The organism is Streptomyces sp. 3211.6 (genome assembly GCF_003634815.1).
Classification (GTDB): Bacteria; Actinomycetota; Actinomycetes; order Streptomycetales; family Streptomycetaceae; genus Streptomyces; species Streptomyces katrae_A.
Genome location: NZ_RBXC01000001.1, coordinates 3,860,850 through 3,880,226 on the forward strand (window position 1 = coordinate 3,860,850; position 19,377 = coordinate 3,880,226).

18 protein-coding genes are annotated in these 19,377 nt (G+C 71.7%); 4 read left to right on the forward strand and 14 right to left on the reverse strand.

Annotated features, from left to right (window positions below; translation table 11 throughout):
• Nucleotides 1-127: 127 nt before the first annotated feature.
• From fbaA to BX286_RS17725, 6 genes are all read right to left on the reverse strand, one after another.
• Entirely contained in the window at nt 128-1,150 is a 1,023-nt protein-coding gene (fbaA, locus tag BX286_RS17700) for a class II fructose-bisphosphate aldolase (protein ID WP_079428286.1), read from the reverse strand.
• 314 nt (nt 1,151-1,464) lie between these two features.
• On the reverse strand, nt 1,465-2,004 hold the full coding sequence (gene pyrE / locus BX286_RS17705; RefSeq protein WP_079428287.1) for an orotate phosphoribosyltransferase: 540 nt from the start codon (nt 2,002-2,004) through the stop codon (nt 1,465-1,467).
• Between the two features lie 21 nt (nt 2,005-2,025).
• Nucleotides 2,026-2,814, reverse strand: coding sequence for an aldose epimerase (locus BX286_RS17710; protein WP_079428288.1), 789 nt, complete (start codon nt 2,812-2,814; stop codon nt 2,026-2,028).
• Nucleotides 2,815-2,905: 91 nt separating this feature from the next.
• A complete protein-coding gene (locus BX286_RS17715; protein ID WP_079428289.1) occupies nt 2,906-3,754 on the reverse strand; it encodes an SRPBCC family protein in 849 nt (282 codons plus the stop codon).
• A 59-nt stretch (nt 3,755-3,813) separates the two neighbouring features.
• The gene (locus tag BX286_RS17720; RefSeq protein ID WP_237292931.1) at nt 3,814-5,454 is read right to left on the reverse strand and encodes a polyamine aminopropyltransferase; all 1,641 of its coding nucleotides are present in this window, start codon (nt 5,452-5,454) and stop codon (nt 3,814-3,816) included.
• 116 nt (nt 5,455-5,570) lie between these two features.
• On the reverse strand, nt 5,571-6,089 hold the full coding sequence (locus tag BX286_RS17725; RefSeq protein WP_079428290.1) for a DUF2617 family protein: 519 nt from the start codon (nt 6,087-6,089) through the stop codon (nt 5,571-5,573).
• A gap of 703 nt (nt 6,090-6,792) precedes the next feature.
• On the opposite strand from BX286_RS17725, the gene BX286_RS17735 reads away from it, so the two are divergent.
• Nucleotides 6,793-7,977: a pyridoxal phosphate-dependent aminotransferase gene (locus BX286_RS17735; RefSeq protein ID WP_100863387.1), complete on the forward strand. Its 1,185-nt coding sequence runs from the start codon at nt 6,793-6,795 to the stop codon at nt 7,975-7,977.
• Between the two features lie 8 nt (nt 7,978-7,985).
• A complete protein-coding gene (locus tag BX286_RS17740; protein WP_260338082.1) occupies nt 7,986-9,134 on the forward strand; it encodes a hypothetical protein in 1,149 nt (382 codons plus the stop codon).
• Nucleotides 9,135-9,155: 21 nt separating this feature from the next.
• Here the strand turns inward: BX286_RS17740 and BX286_RS17745 are convergent, their stop codons facing one another.
• A complete protein-coding gene (locus BX286_RS17745; RefSeq protein ID WP_100863385.1) occupies nt 9,156-9,698 on the reverse strand; it encodes a YbjN domain-containing protein in 543 nt (180 codons plus the stop codon).
• A 124-nt stretch (nt 9,699-9,822) separates the two neighbouring features.
• On the reverse strand, nt 9,823-12,414 hold the full coding sequence (clpB, locus tag BX286_RS17750; RefSeq protein ID WP_121015463.1) for an ATP-dependent chaperone ClpB: 2,592 nt from the start codon (nt 12,412-12,414) through the stop codon (nt 9,823-9,825).
• Nucleotides 12,415-12,526: 112 nt separating this feature from the next.
• Between clpB and BX286_RS17755 the strand changes: the two genes are divergently transcribed.
• Nucleotides 12,527-12,946: a pyridoxamine 5'-phosphate oxidase family protein gene (locus tag BX286_RS17755; RefSeq protein WP_079428295.1), complete on the forward strand. Its 420-nt coding sequence runs from the start codon at nt 12,527-12,529 to the stop codon at nt 12,944-12,946.
• A 185-nt stretch (nt 12,947-13,131) separates the two neighbouring features.
• Here BX286_RS17755 and BX286_RS17760 read toward each other — a convergent pair whose 3' ends face one another.
• Both BX286_RS17760 and BX286_RS17765 read right to left on the reverse strand, forming a co-directional pair.
• Nucleotides 13,132-13,446, reverse strand: coding sequence for a (2Fe-2S)-binding protein (locus BX286_RS17760; RefSeq protein WP_042820115.1), 315 nt, complete (start codon nt 13,444-13,446; stop codon nt 13,132-13,134).
• A complete protein-coding gene (locus tag BX286_RS17765) occupies nt 13,446-13,718 on the reverse strand; it encodes a hypothetical protein (RefSeq protein ID WP_185117295.1) in 273 nt (90 codons plus the stop codon). Before BX286_RS17765 ends, BX286_RS17760 begins: the two co-directional genes overlap by 1 nt.
• A 102-nt stretch (nt 13,719-13,820) precedes the next feature.
• Between BX286_RS17765 and BX286_RS17770 the strand changes: the two genes are divergently transcribed.
• Nucleotides 13,821-14,888 (forward strand): helix-turn-helix transcriptional regulator, encoded by a 1,068-nt coding sequence (locus BX286_RS17770; RefSeq protein WP_100863384.1) that lies wholly within the window; start codon nt 13,821-13,823, stop codon nt 14,886-14,888.
• A 107-nt stretch (nt 14,889-14,995) separates the two neighbouring features.
• On the opposite strand, the gene BX286_RS17775 is transcribed toward BX286_RS17770, so the two are convergent.
• The 4 genes from BX286_RS17775 to dnaK are packed head-to-tail and all read right to left on the reverse strand — an operon-like array spanning nt 14,996 to nt 19,189.
• Nucleotides 14,996-15,460, reverse strand: a complete 465-nt coding sequence (locus tag BX286_RS17775) for a heat shock protein transcriptional repressor HspR (RefSeq protein WP_079428299.1) — start codon at nt 15,458-15,460, stop codon at nt 14,996-14,998.
• Nucleotide 15,461: 1 nt separating this feature from the next.
• Nucleotides 15,462-16,637, reverse strand: coding sequence for a molecular chaperone DnaJ (gene dnaJ, locus BX286_RS17780; protein ID WP_079428300.1), 1,176 nt, complete (start codon nt 16,635-16,637; stop codon nt 15,462-15,464).
• Between the two features lie 39 nt (nt 16,638-16,676).
• A complete protein-coding gene (grpE, locus tag BX286_RS17785; RefSeq protein ID WP_079428302.1) occupies nt 16,677-17,345 on the reverse strand; it encodes a nucleotide exchange factor GrpE in 669 nt (222 codons plus the stop codon).
• Nucleotides 17,345-19,189 carry a molecular chaperone DnaK gene (gene dnaK, locus BX286_RS17790; protein WP_079428305.1) on the reverse strand — a complete coding sequence of 615 codons (1,845 nt, stop codon included), beginning with the start codon at nt 19,187-19,189 and terminating at the stop codon, nt 17,345-17,347. Before dnaK ends, grpE begins: the two co-directional genes overlap by 1 nt.
• Nucleotides 19,190-19,377: the final 188 nt, after the last annotated feature.

Sequence of the window (19,377 nt, forward strand, 5' to 3'; positions counted from 1 at the left end):
TCCACACCATCGCGCGGGTGGACGTCCACCGGCCCTGTCACCTCGCGCACACGAAAGAGGGGTCCGCCCGTCCGTTTCCGGACGGGCGGACCCCTCTGCGGGTCCCGGGCGCGGTGGGCGCCGGGGACTACTTCAGCTTGGTGCCCGTGGAGCGCAGGTCGCCGCAGGCCTGGACGACGCGCTTGGCCATGCTCGCCTCGGCCAGCTTGCCCCAGGTGCGCGGGTCGTAGGTGGACTTCTTGCCGACCTCGCCGTCGACCTTCAGGACACCGTCGTAGTTGCGGAACATGTGGTCCGCGACCGGGCGGGTGAAGGCGTACTGGGTGTCGGTGTCCAGGTTCATCTTCACGACGCCGTTCTCCAGCGCGGTGGCGATCTCCTGCTCGGTGGAGCCGGAGCCGCCGTGGAAGACGAAGTCGAACGGGCTGCTCTTGCCGTACTTCTCGCCGACGCCCTGCTGGAGGTCCTTGAGCAGCTCGGGGCGGAGCACGACGTTGCCCGGCTTGTAGACGCCGTGGACGTTGCCGAAGGAGGCGGCCAGCAGGTAACGGCCCTTCTCGCCCAGGCCCAGGGCCTCGGCGGTGCGGATGGCGTCCTCGACGGTGGTGTACAGCTCGTCGTTGATCTCGTGGCTGACGCCGTCCTCCTCGCCGCCGGTCGGGGTGATCTCGACCTCGAGGATGATCTTCGCGGCGGCGGCCTTGGCGAGCAGCTCCTGGCCGATGGCCAGGTTGTCGGCCAGGGTCTCGGCGGAGCCGTCCCACATGTGCGACTGGAAGAGCGGGTTCAGGCCCTTGGCCACGCGCTCGGCGGAGATGTCGAGCAGCGGGCGGACGTAGCCGTCCAGCTTGTCCTTGGGGCAGTGGTCGGTGTGCAGGGCGACCGTGATGTCGTACTTGGCGGCCACGACGTGCGCGAACTCGGCCAGGGCGACCGCGCCGGTGACCATGTCCTTGTTGTACTGGCCACCCAGGAACTCGGCACCGCCGGTGGAGATCTGGATGATGCCGTCGCTCTCGGCCTCCGCGAAGCCGCGCAGCGCAGCGTGCAGGGTCTGGGTCGAGGTCACGTTGATCGCCGGGTAGGCGAACTTGCCTGCCTTCGCCCGGTCGAGCATCTCGTTGTAGACCTCGGGGGTTGCGATGGGCATCTGTCCGCTCCTTGGATGTGCGGGGAGTGTGCTTATTGCGGGCCCTGACCTGGGGGCGACGTCAGACGTCGCGCCTATCTTTCCAGACTCGGCGCGACACTCCACCCCGCGTGACGGCCCTCGCACGGCGAGAAGGGCGGGGTGTTTCACGTGAAACACCCCGCCCTTCCGAAAAGGTGCAGGTCAGGAGTGGAGCGAGAGCTTCCGGGGACCTTCGTCACCCGTTGCGGCGGGCCCGCTCCGAGACCCCCTCACCACCCCTTCGCGACCACACTCCGAGACGGCCCGGGCCGCGCAGGGGCCGCCGGGGAGGGTCAGGCCAGGCCCAGGTCGCCGAGCTGGTAGCCGGTGAGGTAGGGCAGGCCCGCTCCGGCGATGGCCTCGGCCGCGCCGCGGTCCACGATGGTGGCGACGGCGACGACCTCACCGCCGGCCTCGCGGACCGCCTCGACGGCGGTCAGCGGGGAGCCGCCGGTGGTGGAGGTGTCCTCGACGACCAGGCAGCGCTTGCCCTTGACGTCGGTGCCCTCGATGCGGCGCTGCATGCCGTGCGCCTTCTGCGCCTTGCGGACGACGAAGGCGTCCAGGCGCTGCCCGCGCGCGGCGGAGGCGTGCAGCATCGAGGTGGCGACCGGGTCGGCGCCCAGGGTCAGGCCGCCGACGCAGTCGAATTCGAGGTCGGCGGTCAGGTCGAGCATGACCTGACCGACCAGCGGGGCGGCCTCGCCGTCGAGGGTGATGCGGCGGAGGTCGATGTAGTAGTCGGCCTCCTTGCCGGAGGAGAGGGTCACCTTGCCGTGCACGACGGCCTTGTCCTTGATCTGCTGCAGAAGCGCATCGCGTACGTCAGTCATGCCGTCGAGCTTAAGGGGGCTCTAGCCGAGGCGGCGCCAGGTCCAGGTCGTGGAGACCTCCAGCGGGTCCACCGGGGTGACCAGGCGCGGGAGGGTGTTCAGTCCGTTCGGCGGACCGGACTGCGGCTCGACGCAGACGGCCTCGGGCTGCTCGTCGTACACGACCACCCATTCGGCCGGGCTGGTGACCTTCAGCTCCAGCTCCCCCGGCCAGGTGAGGGTGACGTCGACCCCGTAGGGCATCCCGAAGCAGTCGTCCCAGGGGCCGGGGGCGGGGTCGATCCGGCGGCCGGTCGGCAGGTGGTCCGCACCGCGCTCCTCCTGCCAGGCCGGCTCGAAGGCGATCTGCGCCTCGGCGCCCCCGTCCGTCAGGGTGCGGTTGAACCAGGGGTGCCAGCCCGCCTGCGCCGGGAATGAGTCCTGGTACGTCTCCACACCCATGCTGATCTTGAGGGAGTCCCCGCCCAGCTCGAAGGTCTGCGTCACCCGGCCGGCGTAGGGCCAGGGGTCGGCGAGGTCGAAGTAGAAGGCCGCCCCGGTGCCGGTCACGGAGGCGGTCCGCCAGGGCAGGTCGCGGCCCAGGCCGTGGATGGCGTGCGGGGGGTGGTTGAGGGGCATCCGGTGGACGGTGCCGCCGTCGCGGAACTCCCCGTTCGCGGTGCGGCCGCACCAGGGGACCATCGGGAAGGCCCCGTAGCGCGGGCCCTGGCGCAGCAGCTCGATGCCGTCGACGCGCAGGCCGGCGATGCGGCAGCCGTTCTCCTGGTCGATGGTGATGTCGGCGCCGCCGGAGCTCAGTTGCGTACTCATACGGCCGACCCTACGGCGATCGGGGTCGGCTGCCGCTCAACGGCGGCTCGGCGACGGTTCAGTGGTGACTCGGCAGTGCCCCGGCTGCCGTTCAGCGGCGTCGGCGCAGGGCCCGTCCCACGACCACCGCCGAGGCCAGGGCCAGGGCCGCGGCCGGGGCGATCCAGCGCAGGGCGGGGGAGCTCCCGCCGGAGGAGGGGGCCGGGACGGGGGCGTAACGGCCGCGCGGGGGTGCGTGGTCGACCTCCTCCGCGCTGCGGCCGATCATCGTGCGGCGGGCGTGGGCGGCCTCGGCCGGCGGGTGAGGGGGTGCGGTGGGGTCGTCGGCGGCGTCCCCGGGCCCGGCGGTCTGCGGGAGTTCGCCCAGCTCGGGCAGCCCGGCGAAGTCGGGCAGGTCGGGGAAGCCCTCGTCCAGGAAGGGGTCGAGGGACGGCGGCGGCACCTCGGCGTCGAACACGGAGGACGCACCGGTCCCGGGCTCCCCCTGCACCCCGGGCTCCCGGGGGCCGGCCTCCTCGGCCAGGTTGGCGCAGAGCCGGTCGAGCAGCCGCCGGACGGCGGTGGTCAGGGCTTCCGGGTCGAAGGCGGCGGTGCGTCCGTCGGCGCCGGCCTCCCCGGTGAACTCCAGCCGGGTCCCACCGTCGTGGGGGATCAGCCGCAGCACGGCGGACAGCTTGACGGTGCCGTGGCCGCGTACCTCGGCGCCCTCGCAGTCCGCGGTGAAGTGCTCCGGGTCCCGCTCGGCGAGCGCCAGCGTCCCCCGGTAGGTGACGGTGCTGGAGCCGACGCGCAGCCTGAGCCGCCCGGTCACGGCCCCGGCGGCCGCGTCGGCGTCGGCGTCCTGCTGGAGTCCGGGCACGCAGCGGGCCACCCGGGCGGGGTCGCGCAGCACGGCGCGCAGATCGTCTGCCGGTACCGGTACGAACACCTGATGCTCCATGCGGTCGAGCCTACCGACGAGAGCCGCCCCTGCACACGGACGCGACGGGGCCCGTGGTCCTAGGAGTAGCGCGGGTGCGGGAGCGTGGAGGGCGGCAGGCCGGACAGCCGGAGGCGGGCCGCGTCGCGGGCGGCGTCCTGGAGGCCGCGGGTGGACACCGCGCGCAGGGCGGGCGTGTCGCGGTCCACCCGCAGCTCGGGGACCCGGTCCCGGGCGGCGAGGACGAAGCCCCAGTCCTGCGGCGGGGCGTCGGCGGCGCCGAGGGTGCGGTCGGGCCCCGCGGCGAAGCCGGAGAGGCGGCCGCCCGCGCTGTAGGGGGTGGTGCGCAGGCCGGCGGCGCGCAGGGTGGACTCGACGGTCCAGTAGGTACGGGGTCTCGTGCTCAGCGGTCCCGCGTGGACGGCGATGCGGCCGCCCGGGTTCAGGGCCCGCGCGGCCAGCCCGTAGAACTCCTGCGAGTACAGCTTGGTGCTCGGGGTGATGCCGGGGTCGGGGAGGTCGGAGACGATCACGTCGAACCGGGCGCGGGCGGCGGGTCCGCGCAGCCAGCGGAAGGCGTCCTGGGAGACCACGTCCAGGCGCGGGTCCTCGTAGGCCCGGCCGTTGAGGGCGCAGAGCATCGGGTCGGTGCGGGCGAGCTGGACCACCCCCGGGTCGAGCTCGACGACGGTGACGGACACGACGTCCGGGTAGCGCAGGACCTCACGGGCGGCGAGCCCGTCGCCGCCGCCGAGGACCAGGACCCGGGCGTGCGGACCCGTCATCGCGGGGTGCACCAGGGCCTCGTGGTAGCGGTACTCGTCGTAGCCGCTGACCCGCAGCCGCCCGTCGAGGTAGAGGTCGAGGGAGCGTGGGGAGCCGGTGGAGGGGCCGGTCAGCACCAGCTCCTGCACCCCGGTCTGCACCGCGACGCGCACCTCCTCGCCGTAGACGGCGGTACGCGCGACGCGCTCGAAGTCGTCGGCGAGCAGGGTCGCGCAGGCCAGACCGGCCAGCACCGCGGCGTTGACGGCGAGGATCAGCCAGCGGCAGCGCCGGCTGAGGTCGCGGCGGAACAGCCACAGGACCAGGCCGCCGCCGACCACGGCGTTGACGGTGCCGGTGAGCATCGCCCCGGTGAGCTGGCCGAGGACGGGCAGCAGCAGGAAGGGGAAGGCGAGTCCGCCGACCAGGGCCCCCACGTAGTCGGCGGCGAACAGGTCGGCGACGGCCCCGCCGGCGTCCTGTCTGCGGATGCGCTGGATGAGGACCATCAGCAGCGGGATCTCGGCGCCGATGAGCACCCCGATGGCGAAGGAGAACGCGACGAGCGCGGGCCGGGACTCGCCCAGCCAGGCGAAGCTCGCGTAGAGGGCCATGGCGGAGAACCCGCCCAGCAGGGCGAGCCCGGCCTCGATGGCGGCGAAGCCGACGGCGGGGTGGGTGCGGAGCCGTTTGGCGAGGAGGGAACCGACGCCCATCGCGAAGACCATGACGGACAGCACGACGGACGCCTGGGTGACGGAGTCCCCGATGAGGTACGAGCCGAGGGCGAGCAGCTCCAGCTCGTACACGAGTCCGCAGGCGGCACAGACGAACACCGTGGCCAGGACGAGGAGTCGGCCGGTCCGGGGCTGTACGGGCAGGGCGGCCGGAACGGTCTGCACGCCCCGCGGCTCCGCCGCCGGGAGCACCCCGCGGGGGGCGGAACGGTCGATCATGCAGCGAACCGTACGTCACCACCCACGGACACCCTGTCACCCACATGGGTGCAAGTGCCCCATTGATCCCGCCAGTTGGCCTAATGCGTACACAACCCGGCCGTACGGAACGGCGGCTAGACCGGCGCCCCCATCCGCACGCCCACCCGGGTCCGGGTGGCCACCAGCTGACCCTCCTGCGGGTACGCGTGCCAGGTCCGCCAGCGCACCTGCCCCTCGTGGTGCTGGGCCAGCATGGCGGTGAAGGCGTGCGGGTCGCCCGGGAAGGTGCCCGCCAGTCCGTTCGGGTGATCCGCGACCAGGGCCAGCAGCTCCTGCGCCCGTCCCGCGAACGAACCGCGCGAAAGGGTCTCGACGCGCGCGGCGAACTCGTACTCCCAGTCACCCACCCGCTTGGCCACGCCCAGCGGCAGCGGCGTCCGGCTGCCGGGCATACAGGCGACCGTCTCCGAACAGAGCACCTCGCCCTCCTCCAGGAGCACCTGATGGGAGGCCCCGAGCAGGCGCAACTCCACCTTCGCGTCCTGGAGCTGGAGGTTCAGTACGGCCAGGGCGGGCAGCCGGTCCCGTCCCAGGGCCCAGGCGAGATCGGCGGCACGCGTGTCGGTGTAGGTGGTCTGGAGGGTCGTGAGCATGAGTCGGCTCCGCAAACGCGCGAGGGAGAGGGGCCGGGGCCCGCCGGCGGCAACAGAACGGGTGGGGGAATACCGGCACGGGTCCACTGGGGGTCCCCCCAGCGGTAGCTGGGGGAGAAGTCCAGGGAGGTCCTCCGAGGACTGGTCTACTCAACCGAGGGAATCATGAAAGGCACGGCACTCACAGCGTTTTTACCCAACTTGAAGGGGTTTACATCCCCTCGGGGGCTACCCGGTTCACGTGTTCAACACCAGGCCGTCCGTACGCCTTCGTACGCACCCGAACAAGAAGACGCCCGAAGGAAGTTGTCCCCGCCGGGCGCCCTGTCCACGCGGCCCCCGCCGCCCCGCTCCAGTGTCAGCTCCCCCCGCACCCGCCGCCACCGCAGGAGGAACCGCAGGACGATCCGCAGGAGGACGACGAACCGCAGGAGGAGGAAGACCCCCCGCCGCCCGCCCACCAGCTGCCGCCGGAGCTCCCGCCGCTGCCGGATCCGCCCCCGCCGGACAGCTTCCTCGCGACCCAGACGACCACTGCGGCGATCGCCCCTGCGACCAGTACGACGACGACCATGGCCACCGCCCCCTTCCTGACACCCCCGGTCCCCCGGGGGACGGGATCCCCGTGTCCCGTGTGCAGGGGGATGCCCGCGGGCCGAACCCGCCAAAGCGCACTTGAGCAAGTCCAGAGGTTCCCCGCAGGATGGCGCCCATGAGCGCACTCGTGAGCAGCGACCGCCCCTTCCTCAACCGCCGCCTGGCGGCCTTCGGCACCACGATCTTCGCGGAGATGTCGGCCCTGGCCGCCCGCACCGGGTCGATCAACCTGGGCCAGGGTTTCCCCGACACCGACGGCCCCGCCGAGATCGCCGAGGCGGCCGTCCGGGCGATCCGCGACGGCCGGGGCAACCAGTACCCGCCCGGCCCGGGCGTCCCCGAGCTCCGCGAGGCGATCGCCGCCCACCAGCAGCGCTTCTACGGCCTCGGCTACGACCCCGACACGGAGGTCCTGGTCACGGCGGGCGCCACCGAGGCCATCGCCGCCGCCCTCCTCGCCCTCCTCGAACCGGGCGACGAGGTCATCGCCCTGGAGCCGTTCTACGACTCCTACGCCGCCTGCATCGCCATGGCCGGCGCCGTCCGCGTCCCGCTCACCCTGCGCGCCCCCGGCTTCCGCCCCGACCTCGACGCCCTGCGCGACGCCGTCACCCCGCGCACCCGCCTGCTCCTGCTCAACACCCCCCACAACCCGACCGGCACCGTCCTCACCCCCGGGGAACTCGCCGCCATCGCCGAGCTGGCCGTCGAGCGCGACCTGCTCGTCGTCACCGACGAGGTCTACGAGCACCTGGTCTTCGAAGGCGGCCACACCCCGCTGGCCTCCCTGCCCGGGATGCGCGAACGCACCGTCACCATCTCCTCCGCCGGCAAGACCTTCTCCTTCACCGGCTGGAAGGTCGGCTGGATCACCGCCCCGCCCGCGCTGGTCTCGGCCGTCCGCTCGGCGAAGCAGTTCCTCACCTACGTCTCCTCCGGCCCCTTCCAGTACGCCGTCGCCGAGGCCCTCGCCCTCCCCGACACCTACTACGACGCCTTCCGCGCCGACCTCGCCGCCAAGCGCGACCTGCTCAGCGACGGCCTCACCGCCGCCGGCCTGCGGGTCTTCCGCCCGCAGGGCACGTACTTCATCACCACCGACATCTCCCCCCTCGGGGAGAAGGACGGCCTGGCCTTCTGCCGCGCCCTGCCCGAGCGCTGCGGGGTCGTCGCCATCCCCAACCAGGTCTTCTACGACGACCAGGAGGCCGGCTCCACCCAGGTCCGCTGGGCCTTCTGCAAGAAGACGGAGGTCCTGAGCGAAGCCGTGGACCGGCTGAGGGCGCTCTAGGCCCCGCCGTGGGCGTATCGACGCAGCGGACCCCGCCCGCCCCCGCGCGGACCGTCCGAAGCCCCGGTCCGGCCGCGCCGGCCGGGGCGGCGCTCGCCGTGTTCGCCGGCGTGCGCGGGGCCGGGGTGCTGGTGGTCGCCCTCGGGGCCTGGTGGGCCGGGCGCGACCCGGTCAAGGTGCTCGGCGGCTCCTGGGACTCCTACTGGTACCTCTCCATCGCCGCCAACGGCTACGGCCGCACCCAGATGTGGCCCGCCTCCGACTCCATCCAGAGCGACGCCGCCTTCTTCCCGCTGTACCCCGTCTTGGTGCACCTCTTCGGCGGCGGCCCCGTCGCCGGGCTCGCGGTGGCCTGGGCGGCCGCCGCGGTGGCCGCCGCGGGCGTGTACCGGGTCGGGGAGCGGCTGCTCGGGGCGCGGGCCGGGGTGCTGCTCGTCGCGCTGTGGGCCTCGCTGCCGCACGCCGTGGTGCTGAACCTCGGCTACACCGAGCCGCTGCTGTGCGCACTGGCCGCCTGGGCGCTGTACGCGCTGCTGCGCGGGCGCTGGATGTGGGCGGCCTCCCTGGCGGTGCTCGCGGGGCTGACCAGGCCGACCGGGATCGCCGTGGCCGCCGCCGTGAGCCTGCCGGCCCTGCGGGAGCTGCTGCGGGGCAACCGGACGCCCGAGGTGTGGGCGGCCGGGCTGCTGGCGCCCGCGGGCTGGGTCGCGTACGTACTGGCCGTCGGGGCGCGCCGGCACGAGCTGCTCGGCTACTTCACCGTGCAGCGGCAGTGGGGCTCGCGCTTCGACTTCGGCGCGGGCACGGTCGCCGCCGTGGGCGAGGTCCTGACCGGCGGGCGCGTGACGCTCCCGGTGGCCGTCACGGTGGCCACCCTGGCCGTGGCCGGGCTGTCGGCCGTGCTCCTGCTGCTGGACCGGGCGCCGCTGCCGCTGCTGGTGTACACCGCGGTCCTGCTGGTGATCACCCTCGGCGGGGCGGGGTTCTTCGAGTCGAAGCCGCGGTTCCTGCTGCCGGCGTTCCCGCTGCTGATCCCGCTGGCCGCCGCCACGGCGAAAGCCCGGCCGCGCACGGCGGTCGCGGTGACCGCCGGCATGGCCGGGCTGTCGTTCGGCTACGGGGCGTACCTCCTGCTCCTGGCGAAGGTGCCCCTGTAGCGGGCCGGGGGGCGGGGACGGCTAGGCGTCGTCCCCGTCCTCGGAGCCGGAGTCGCCCTCGGCGGAGTCGATCTCCTTCTCCAGGCCGAGCTGCTCCACGAGCCACTTGTCGAACTCGATCGACGCGCGGACCCAGCTGACCGTGGAGGACACGAAGTGCTCCAGGCTGACGCCGGTGCCGATCAGCATCTGCGCCTCGCCGATCAGACGGACCGAGCCGTCGTCGTGCGTGTGGCTGTAGACCTTGGGCCACAGGGTGCGGCGGTTCCAGTCGTCGATCGACTCGAGCAGCTGCGGCTTGTCGTCGATCGCGTGGGGGCGGTCGTAGAAGGTGCGGACGGAGAAGACCTGCTGCTCGCCCTCACCGCGGAACATGAAGTACGTGCGGAAGTCCTCCCACGGCGCCGCGAGGTCGCCCTCGTCGTCGACGACGTACTTGAGTTCCATCTGCTCCAGGAGCTGCTTGACCAGGTCCTGGTCGGGGACGACGGGGCCCGCCGGTCCTGTCGCCTGCGGTTCGGGCTGACCCCCGAAGTTCGGAATCGAGGCCGGGTCGATGCTCACCGTGTACTTCCCTTCGTGCGGATACAGCCATCCTCCACCATCGCGCCCACCCCCTGTCCACCCCCGCACGCCCGATCCGCTCCGGGCGGACACGGACGCGCGGCGGTCCTTACGGGCGCGGGGGCTACAGGGCCCGGCCCACCAGCAGGTCCTCGCCGGCCACGTCGACGCGGACCGTGTCGCCGTCCTTGACCTCGCCGGACAGGATCTCCTTGGCCAGCCGGTCCCCGACGGCCGTCTGGATCAGGCGGCGCAGCGGGCGGGCGCCGTACGCCGGGTCGTTGCCCTTGTCGGCCAGCCAGGCCAGGGCCTCGGGCGTGACGTCCAGGGCCAGGCGGCGGTCGGCGAGGCGCTTGGCCAGGCGGCCGATCTGCAGCTCGGCGATGTGCGCCAGCTCGTCGCGGGTGAGGGCCGCGAAGACCACGAGGTCGTCCAGGCGGTTGAGGAACTCCGGCTTGAAGCTCGCCCGGACCACCTCCAGGACCCGGGCCTTCTTGTCCTCGGCGGAGGGGAGCGGGTCCACCAGGAACTGGCTGCCGAGGTTGGAGGTCAGGATCAGGATGGTGTTGCGGAAGTCGACCGTGCGGCCCTGGCCGTCGGTGAGGCGGCCGTCGTCGAGGACCTGGAGCAGGATGTCGAAGACCTCGGGGTGGGCCTTCTCCACCTCGTCCAGCAGCACCACGCTGTACGGGCGGCGCCGGACGGCCTCGGTGAGCTGGCCGCCCTCCTCGTAGCCCACGTACCCGGGCGGGGCGCCGACGAGCCGGGCCACGCTGTGCTTCTCGGAGTACTCGGACATGTCGATGCGGACCATGGCCCGCTCGTCGTCGAAGAGGAAGTCCGCGAGGGCCTTGGCCAGCTCGGTCTTGCCCACGCCGGTGGGGCCCAGGAAGAGGAACGAGCCGGTCGGCCGGTCCGGGTCGGCGATGCCGGCGCGGGTGCGGCGCACGGCGTCCGCGACGGCCCGTACGGCCTCGGTCTGGCCGATCAGGCGGCGGCCCAGCTCCTCCTCCATGCGCAGGAGCTTCTGGGTCTCGCCCTCCAGGAGGCGGCCGGCGGGGATGCCGGTCCAGGCGGCGACCACGTCCGCGATGTCGTCGGGTCCGACCTCGTCCTTGACCATGCTGTCCTTCACGGGACCGGCCTTGGCCTCCTCCTCGGTGGCCTCGGCCAGCTCGCGCTCCAGCGCCGGGATCTCCCCGTAGAGCAGCTTGGAGGCGGAGTCGAAGTCACCGTCGCGCTGGGCGCGCTCGGCCTGGCCGCGCAGGTCGTCCAGGCGCTCCTTGAGCTCGCCGACCCGGTTGAGGGACTGCTTCTCCTTCTCCCAGCGGGCGGTGAGGCCGCGCAGCTCCTCCTCCTTGTCGGCGAGGTCCTTGCGGAGCTTGTCCAGGCGCTCGATCGAGGCCGGGTCGGACTCGTTCTTCAGCGCCAGCTCCTCCATGCGCAGCCGGTCGACGGAGCGCTGGAGCTCGTCGATCTCCAGCGGGGAGGAGTCGATCTCCATGCGCAGCCGGGAGGCGGACTCGTCGACGAGGTCGATGGCCTTGTCGGGGAGGAAGCGGGAGGTGATGTAGCGGTCGGAGAGGGTGGCGGCGGCGACGAGGGCGCTGTCGTTGATGACCACCTTGTGGTGGGCCTCGTAGCGGCCCTTGAGGCCGCGCAGGATCGCGATGGTGTCCTCGACGGTGGGCTCGGCGACCAGCACCTGCTGGAAGCGGCGCTCCAGTGCCGGGTCCTTCTCGATGCGCTCGCGGTACTCGTCCAGGGTGGTGGCGCCGACCATGCGCAGCTCGCCGCGGGCCAGCATGGGCTTGAGCATGTTGCCCGCGTCCATGGCGGAGTCCCCGCCGGCTCCGGCGCCGACGACGGTGTGCAGCTCGTCGATGAAGGTGATGATCTGGCCGTCGCTGGACTTGATCTCGGCGAGGACGGTCTTGAGGCGTTCCTCGAACTCGCCCCGGTACTTGGCACCGGCGACCATGGCGCCAAGGTCGAGGGCGACGAGCCGCTTGTTCTTCAGGGACTCGGGGACGTCGCCCTTGACGATGCGCTGGGCGAGGCCCTCGACGACGGCGGTCTTGCCGACGCCGGGCTCGCCGATGAGCACCGGGTTGTTCTTCGTGCGGCGCGAGAGGACCTGGACGACGCGCCGGATCTCGTGGTCGCGGCCGATGACGGGGTCGAGCTTGCCCTCGCGGGCCGCCGCCGTGAAGTCGGTGCCGAACTTCTCCAGGGCCTTGTACTGGCCCTCGGGGTCGGGGGTGGTCACCCGCCGTCCTCCTCGTGCGTTCTCGAAGGCGGCCAGCAGCTTCTTCGCGGTCGCGCCCTGGGCGGAAAGGACCTCACCGGCCTGGCCGCCCTTGGCGGCGACGGCGATGAGGAGGTGTTCGGTGGAGAGGTAGTCGTCGCCGAGGGCCTTCGCCTGGGAGTCGGCCTCGGCGAGTACGGCGAGCAGGTCGCGGCTGGGCTGCGGGGGCGCGACGGTGGAGCCGGTGACGCTGGGCAGGGCGGCGAGCAGCCGCTCCGCGCCGGCGCGGACGGCGGCCTGGTCGGCCCCGGTCGCGGCGAGCAGATCGGTGATGTTCTCGTTGTCCTCGCCGGCGAGCAGGGCCAGCAGCAGGTGCGCGGGGGTCAGGTCGGCGTGGCCGTCCTTGACGGCCCTGCTGGTGGCCGCGTTCAGCGCGTCACGGCTCTTGTTGGTCAGCTCGGCGTCCACTCTCGGTTTCTCCTCTCCGGCGGGACTTTCACAACTCTGACAGGTTCAGCGTCTGCAAAGTTGAGTCTATTCCACTCAAGGCCGGATTCGGCCCGGACATATGCTTCGGGCCATGTCTGTTTCGAAGCCGGTCCACGACGTACTCAACCCGACGCCCGACTACCTCGCCTTCTGGCGGGAGCGGCACGTCTGCACCCTGACCACCCCGCGGCCCGACGGCACCCCGCACGTGGTCCCGGTGGGGGTGACGTACGACCCGGAGGCCGGGCTCGCGCGGGTGATCAGCAGCAAGCACAGCAAGAAGGTGCGCAACGTCCTGGAGGCACCCGGCGGAGCGGCACGGGTGGCGGTGTGCCAGATGGAGGGCCGGCGCTGGGCGACGCTGGAGGGCCGCGCGGTGGTCCGCAGCGACGAGGCGTCGGTCGCCGAGGCGGTGGCGCGCTACGCGCAGCGGTACGGGCGGACGCCCTCGCCCAACCCCGACCGGGTGGTCCTGGAGATCACGCTGGACCGGGCCATGGGGCGCGCCTGAGAAAAACGGCCGGATTCGAGCGGTCCTCAAGCGGTCCTGGACCGTTTCTCAGTGGATCCTCACCCGGATGTCCGGTTCGGACACTGGACGCGGACAGCACAACGGCGCCATCGTGGTCAGGTCCACGATGGCGCCGTTGTGTGGGGGAAGCACCTGGAGCGATCTGCAACGACGGGGGAATCGCCTCAGGCACTGCGGGGGGTGGCGGTGGTGATATCGGGTTCGAAGAGCTGGTGATCACGCTGATCGAGGTTGACGAAGACCATGCCGTACCGCACTTCACAGCGGACGGGCTGCGGTGCGCCCCGGGGGCGGCGCAGGCAGCGGTAGGCACGGACGTCCTCGTCCTCCTCGCGCACGATGACGATCGGCTGGCCGAACAGGGTGACCATCAGCGAGTCGCCGGCGTAGGGGATCGCCGTGGCGAGGTCGATGAACTGCCAGCCAGAGCGGTACGCCGAAGCCATCTCGCGCCGGAAGTCGCGGTCGTCGGGGGTCATCAGGCGACCGTCTCGGGTGTCGAGTTCCAACCGCTGTCGGGCTCGCCGTTCGTCGTGGCGACCGGGCCGGCGCCCGTCGGGGCGATGTTCCAGCCGCTGTCGCCGGACGCCATGTTGTTCCAGCCGCTGTCTTCCTTGCCTGCGGGCGCGGTGTTCCAACCGCTGTCGGCCCGAGCGCTCCCCGCATCGCCATTGACGGCGCTGACTGCCCCAAAGACCGCAACAGCGGAGAAAACAACGGCAAGCGCCGAGCGAAGCATTCTCTTGTACATGGTCGGCTTCGTCCTCACTTGATGGAATCCTCTCCCCCGCACGTCAGACCATGGCTCATTCAGGCACGTTACGGCCACAGGGACGATGCATCATGTTCTTGCATGTTCAGGACCCTGGGGGGTGGAGATTTGCCCATAAGCGACACAAACCCGACACATCCCCACCCCGTCACATCACTGTGCGACGAAGGTGCACGACTGTACGCGGCGGCGCTCAGCACCGGCCGCATCCCCCGCAGCGAAGTGGCAAACGCCCCCTGCCTGCTCGAATTCGCACTCCTGCGGCCCGACCCGGATGACGCGAACCAGCTCCGCGCAGTTCCACCGTCCGTCGCCCTCGCCCAGCGGCTGCAGCCGCTGGAGCGCGAAATCCAGGAACGGCGGCGCACCGCCGTCGATCTCACCGATGCATTCGAGCCGTTCCTCACCATCAGCGCGCAGAACCCCGCCAACACCCACGCCATCACGGTGCTGGAGGGCTTCGACCAGATCAACGCCGCCCTCGACCTGGCCACGGCCGAGTGCCACACGGAGATGCTGACGGTCCAGCCCGGCGGCGCACGGCCCTCCTACGCCCTCAGCGAGGCCCTGGAGCGCGACGCCCCGCTGATCGACCGGGGGGTGAGCATCCGCACGCTCTACCAGCACACGGCCCGGCACAGCCAGGGAACGCTCGCCTACGTGGACCGCATCTCGACGGGCAAGGTGGAGATCCGCACCCTCGAGGAGCTGATCGAACGGCTCATAGTGTTCGACCGGACCGTGGCCTTCATCCCGGCCAGCGACGACCGCCGCGTGGCGCTGGAGCTGCGCCACCCCGGGCTCGTCGACTACCTGATCAAGGTGTTCGAGCAGCTGTGGCGGCGGGCCGTGCCGCTGAGCGACGAGGTCACCTACACGCACATGCCCGACGGCATATCGGGCGTCCAGCGTTCCATCGCCCAGCTCCTCATCGAGGGGCACGTGGACGAGGCGATCGCCCGCCGGCTGGGGATGAACGTACGCACCTGCCGCGCGCACATCGCGAAGCTGGCCACCGCCCTCGGCAGCGGCAGCAGGGCCCAGCTGGGCTACCTCATCGCCCGCTCCGGCATCCTCCACGACGAGGGCGGGACGGCGCCCGCCCCGGGCTGCCAGGGGCCCGCCGAGGGCCTTGCGGGGCCCGGCTGAGGGGAAAGGGCGGGGGATATGCCGAAGGCCCCGTCCGGGCCCCTGAGGGGCCTGGACGGGGCCTTCGGCGAGTCGCACCGACCGCGCCGGCCGGTGCGGGCCCGGCGTCAGTCCATCGGGCGCTTGGGACGCCAGACGACCAGGGCGCTGCCCGGCTGCGGCGGCTGGTACGGCACCAGGTCGCGGCGGTACGAGGCGTGCACCGCGGCCTCACGGGCCTGGAGGGCCGCGGCAGCGCCGTCCACCGCGGCGGACAGCTCGGCGACGCGCTGCTGGAGCGCGGCCACCTGGTTCTCCAGCTCGATGATCCGCTTGATGCCCGCCAGGTTGATGCCCTCGTCCTGGGACAGCTGCTGCACCGTGCGGAGCAGTTCGATGTCCCGGGCCGAGTAGCGCCGGCCGCGCCCGGCCGTGCGGTCCGGGGAGACCAGGCCGAGGCGGTCGTACTGGCGGAGGGTCTGCGGGTGGAGTCCCGAGAGCTGGGCGGCCACCGAGATCACGTAGACCGGGGTCTCGTCGGTCAACTGGTACGCCCCGTCACCGAAACGGGACTGTCGTCGGCGGCCTTCCATGTCAAGCTCCCTTCGCGGACTCGAACAGCAGGGCACGCGGGTCCTCCGACCCGGTGGCGTCCCGGAACATCTCCAGGGCCTCGCGGGCCTTGTCGGACAGTTCCACCGGTACCGCGACCTCGACCGTGACGAGCAGGTCGCCGCGGGTGCCGTCCTTGCGGACCGCGCCCTTGCCGCGGGCCCGCATCGTGCGGCCGGTCGGGGTGCCCGGGGGCAGCTTCAGCGTCACCGCCGGGCCGCCCAGGGTCGGGACCTTGATGTCGGCGCCGAGTGCCGCCTCGGCGATCGTGACGGGCACGGTCACCGTGAGGTTGTCGCCCTTGCGGCCGAAGACCGGGTGCGTGCCCACGTGCACGACGACGTAGAGGTCGCCCGCCGGGCCGCCGCGCTCGCCCGGGGCTCCCTTGCCGCGCAGCCGGATCCGCTGGCCGTCGGAGACGCCCGCCGGGATCCGGACCTGCATGGTCCGGGAGGACTTGGCGCGCCCGCTGCCCTTGCAGACCTCGCAGGGGTTCTCCGCGATCAGGCCGCGGCCCTTGCAGTCCGCACAGGGGTCGGTCAGCGAGAAGCCGCCGCCGCTGCCGCGCGAGACCTGTCCGGTGCCGACGCAGGTCGGGCACACCCGGGGCGTGCCGTTCTTGTCGCCGGTGCCCGAGCAGGCCTTGCAGGGGGCCTGCGAGGACATCCGCAGTGGGACCGTCGCCCCGTCCACGGCCTCCGTGAAGGAGAGCGTGACCTCGGACTCGATGTCCTGGCCGCGGCGCGGCTGGGTGCGGGTGCCCGCACCGGCGCCGGCGCCGCGGTTGAACAGGCCGCCGAAGACGTCGCCCAGGCCACCGCCGAAGCCGCCCTGGCCGGCGCCCTGGGTGCCCCCGAAGAGGTCGCCCAGGTCGAAGTTGAACGAGCCGCCCCCGCCCGGACCGGGGCGGAAGCCCCCGTTGCCGAACAGGGCGCGGGCCTCGTCGTACTCCTTGCGCTTCTTGGCGTCGCCGAGGACGTCGTTCGCCTCGGAGATCTCCTTGAAGCGCGCCTCGGCCGAGGCGTCGCCCTTGTTGGCGTCCGGGTGGAACTCGCGGGCGAGCTTCCGGTACGCCTTCTTGATCTCGGCCTCGGTGGCGTCCTTCGGGACACCGAGGACCTTGTAGTAGTCCTTCTCGACGAAGTCCTTCGTGCTCATCCCCGGTGTCCCTCCTCCCGCCTGCCTACATGGTGTGCGTCAGCCCTTGTCGGGGGCATCCGTGTCCTTGTCGGACGGCGTGTCGCCGTCGGCGGACTCGGACTTCCCGGCGGGAGCCGCGCCCGGCTGGGGTTCGGCCACCGCCACCCGCGCGGGGCGGATCGTACGCTCGCCGATCCGGTACCCCGGCTGCAGGATCGCCACGCAGGTCGTCTCGGTGACGTCCGGCGCGTACGAGTGCATCAGGGCCTCGTGGATCGTCGGGTCGAAGGGCTCGCCCTCCTTGCCGAACTGCTGCAGCCCCATCTTGGCGGCGGCCGTCTCCAGCGACTCGGCGACGGACTTGAAACCGCCCACCACCTCGCCGTGTTCCCGGGCCCGGCCGATGTCGTCCAGGGTGGGAAGGAGCTCCGACAGCAGGTTCGCGACCGCGATCTCCTTGACGGCGACCCGGTCCCGCTCCACGCGGCGCCGGTAGTTCTGGTACTCGGCCTGGAGCCGCTGGAGGTCCGCGGTGCGCTCGCTGAGTGCGGTACGGGCCTGGTCCAGCTGCGCCAGGAGGGCCGTTTCCTGCCCAGGACCTTGAGCTGCGTCCCCGGCCGGGGCCGCCTCCTTCTCCTTGGAGGAGTCGGCGGCCTTCGGCTCGGCGTCGTCGGCGCCGGTGGGGACTTCGGGCTTCTCGTCGAAGCCCGGGGTCTCCTCCGACATCAGGCCTGGCCGCCCTTCGGCTTGTCCTCGTCGACGATCTCGGCGTCCACGACGTCGTCGTCGGCCTTGGCGTGGCCCGCGTCACCGGCACCGCCGGCGGCCTGGGCGGCCTGCGCGTCGGCGTAGATGGCCTGGCCCAGCTTCTGGCTGACCGCGGCGAGCTTCTCCGTGGCGGTGCGGATCTCGGCGGTGTCGTCGCCCTTGAGCTTCTCCTTCAGCTCGGTGACGGCCGTCTCGACCTCGGTCTTGACCTCGGCCGGGACCTTCTCCGCGTTGTCCGCGAGGAACTTCTCCGTCTGGTAGACGAGCTGCTCGCCCTGGTTGCGGGACTCGGCGGCCTCGCGGCGGCGGTGGTCTTCCTCCGCGTACTGCTCGGCCTCCTGGCGCATGCGGTCGACCTCGTCCTTGCCGAGCGAGGAGCCGCCGGTGACGGTCATCTTCTGCTCCTTGCCCGTGCCGAGGTCCTTGGCCGTGACGTGCATGATGCCGTTCGCGTCGATGTCGAAGGAGACCTCGATCTGCGGGACGCCACGCGGGGCCGGCGGCAGACCCGTCAGCTCGAACATGCCGAGCTTCTTGTTGTACGCCGCGATCTCGCGCTCGCCCTGGTAGACCTGGATCTGCACGGACGGCTGGTTGTCCTCGGCCGTCGTGAAGATCTCCGACCGCTTGGTCGGGATGGTCGTGTTGCGCTCGATGAGCTTGGTCATGATGCCGCCCTTGGTCTCGATGCCGAGGGACAGCGGGGTCACGTCGAGGAGCAGGACGTCCTTGACCTCACCCTTGAGGACACCGGCCTGGAGGGTGGCGCCGATGGCGACGACCTCGTCCGGGTTGACGCCCTTGTTGGCGTCCTGACCGCCGGTGAGCTCCTTGACGAGCTCGGCGACGGCCGGCATGCGGGTGGAGCCGCCGACCAGGACCACGTGGTCGATCTCGGACAGGCTGATGCCGGCGTCCTTGATGACGTTGTGGAACGGGGTCTTGCAGCGGTCGAGCAGGTCCGCGGTGAGCTGCTGGAACTGCGAGCGCGTGAGCTTCTCGTCCAGGTGCAGCGGGCCCTCGGCGGAGGCCGTGATGTACGGCAGGTTGATGGTCGTCTCGGTGGAGGACGACAGCTCGATCTTCGCCTTCTCGGCGGCCTCGCGCAGACGCTGGAGCGCCATCTTGTCCTTGGACAGGTCGACGCCGTGGCCGTTCTGGAACTGCTTCACGAGGTAGTCGACGACGCGCTGGTCCCAGTCGTCACCACCGAGGTGGTTGTCACCGTTGGTGGCCTTCACCTCGACGACACCGTCGCCGATCTCGAGGAGGGACACGTCGAAGGTGCCGCCGCCGAGGTCGAAGACGAGAATGGTCTGGTCGTCCTTGTCGAGACCGTAGGCCAGGGCGGCGGCCGTCGGCTCGTTGACGATGCGCAGGACGTTCAGACCGGCGATCTCGCCGGCCTCCTTCGTCGCCTGGCGCTCGGAGTCGTTGAAGTAGGCCGGGACGGTGATGACCGCGTCCGTGACCTTCTCGCCCAGGTACGCCTCGGCGTCGCGCTTCAGCTTCTGCAGGATGAAGGCGCTCATCTGCTGCGGGTTGAAGTCCTTGCCATCCAGGTTGATCTTCCAGTCAGTGCCCATGTGGCGCTTGACGGAGCGGATGGTCCGGTCCACGTTCGTGACCGCCTGGCGCTTGGCCACCTCGCCGACGAGGACCTCGCCGTTCTTGGCGAAGGCGACGACGGACGGCGTGGTCCTGGCACCCTCGGCGTTGGTGATGACGGTGGGCTCGCCGCCTTCGAGAACGCTGACGACGGAGTTAGTGGTGCCCAGGTCGATGCCGACCGCACGTGCCATTTCGATTCCTCCAGCTGACTTGAGTGGAACAGACTCAAGGATGCCGCACCGCCGCGCCTGCGTCAACAGAGGTGAGTCGAGGGGGCTCAACCTTTAGGCGGAGCTTACGCTCAGGTTCCCCGCTTACGGGGCGCTGCGCGCCCGTCGCCTCAAGCGCCGGCGGGGCTGAAATCCGCGGGACGGCGTCG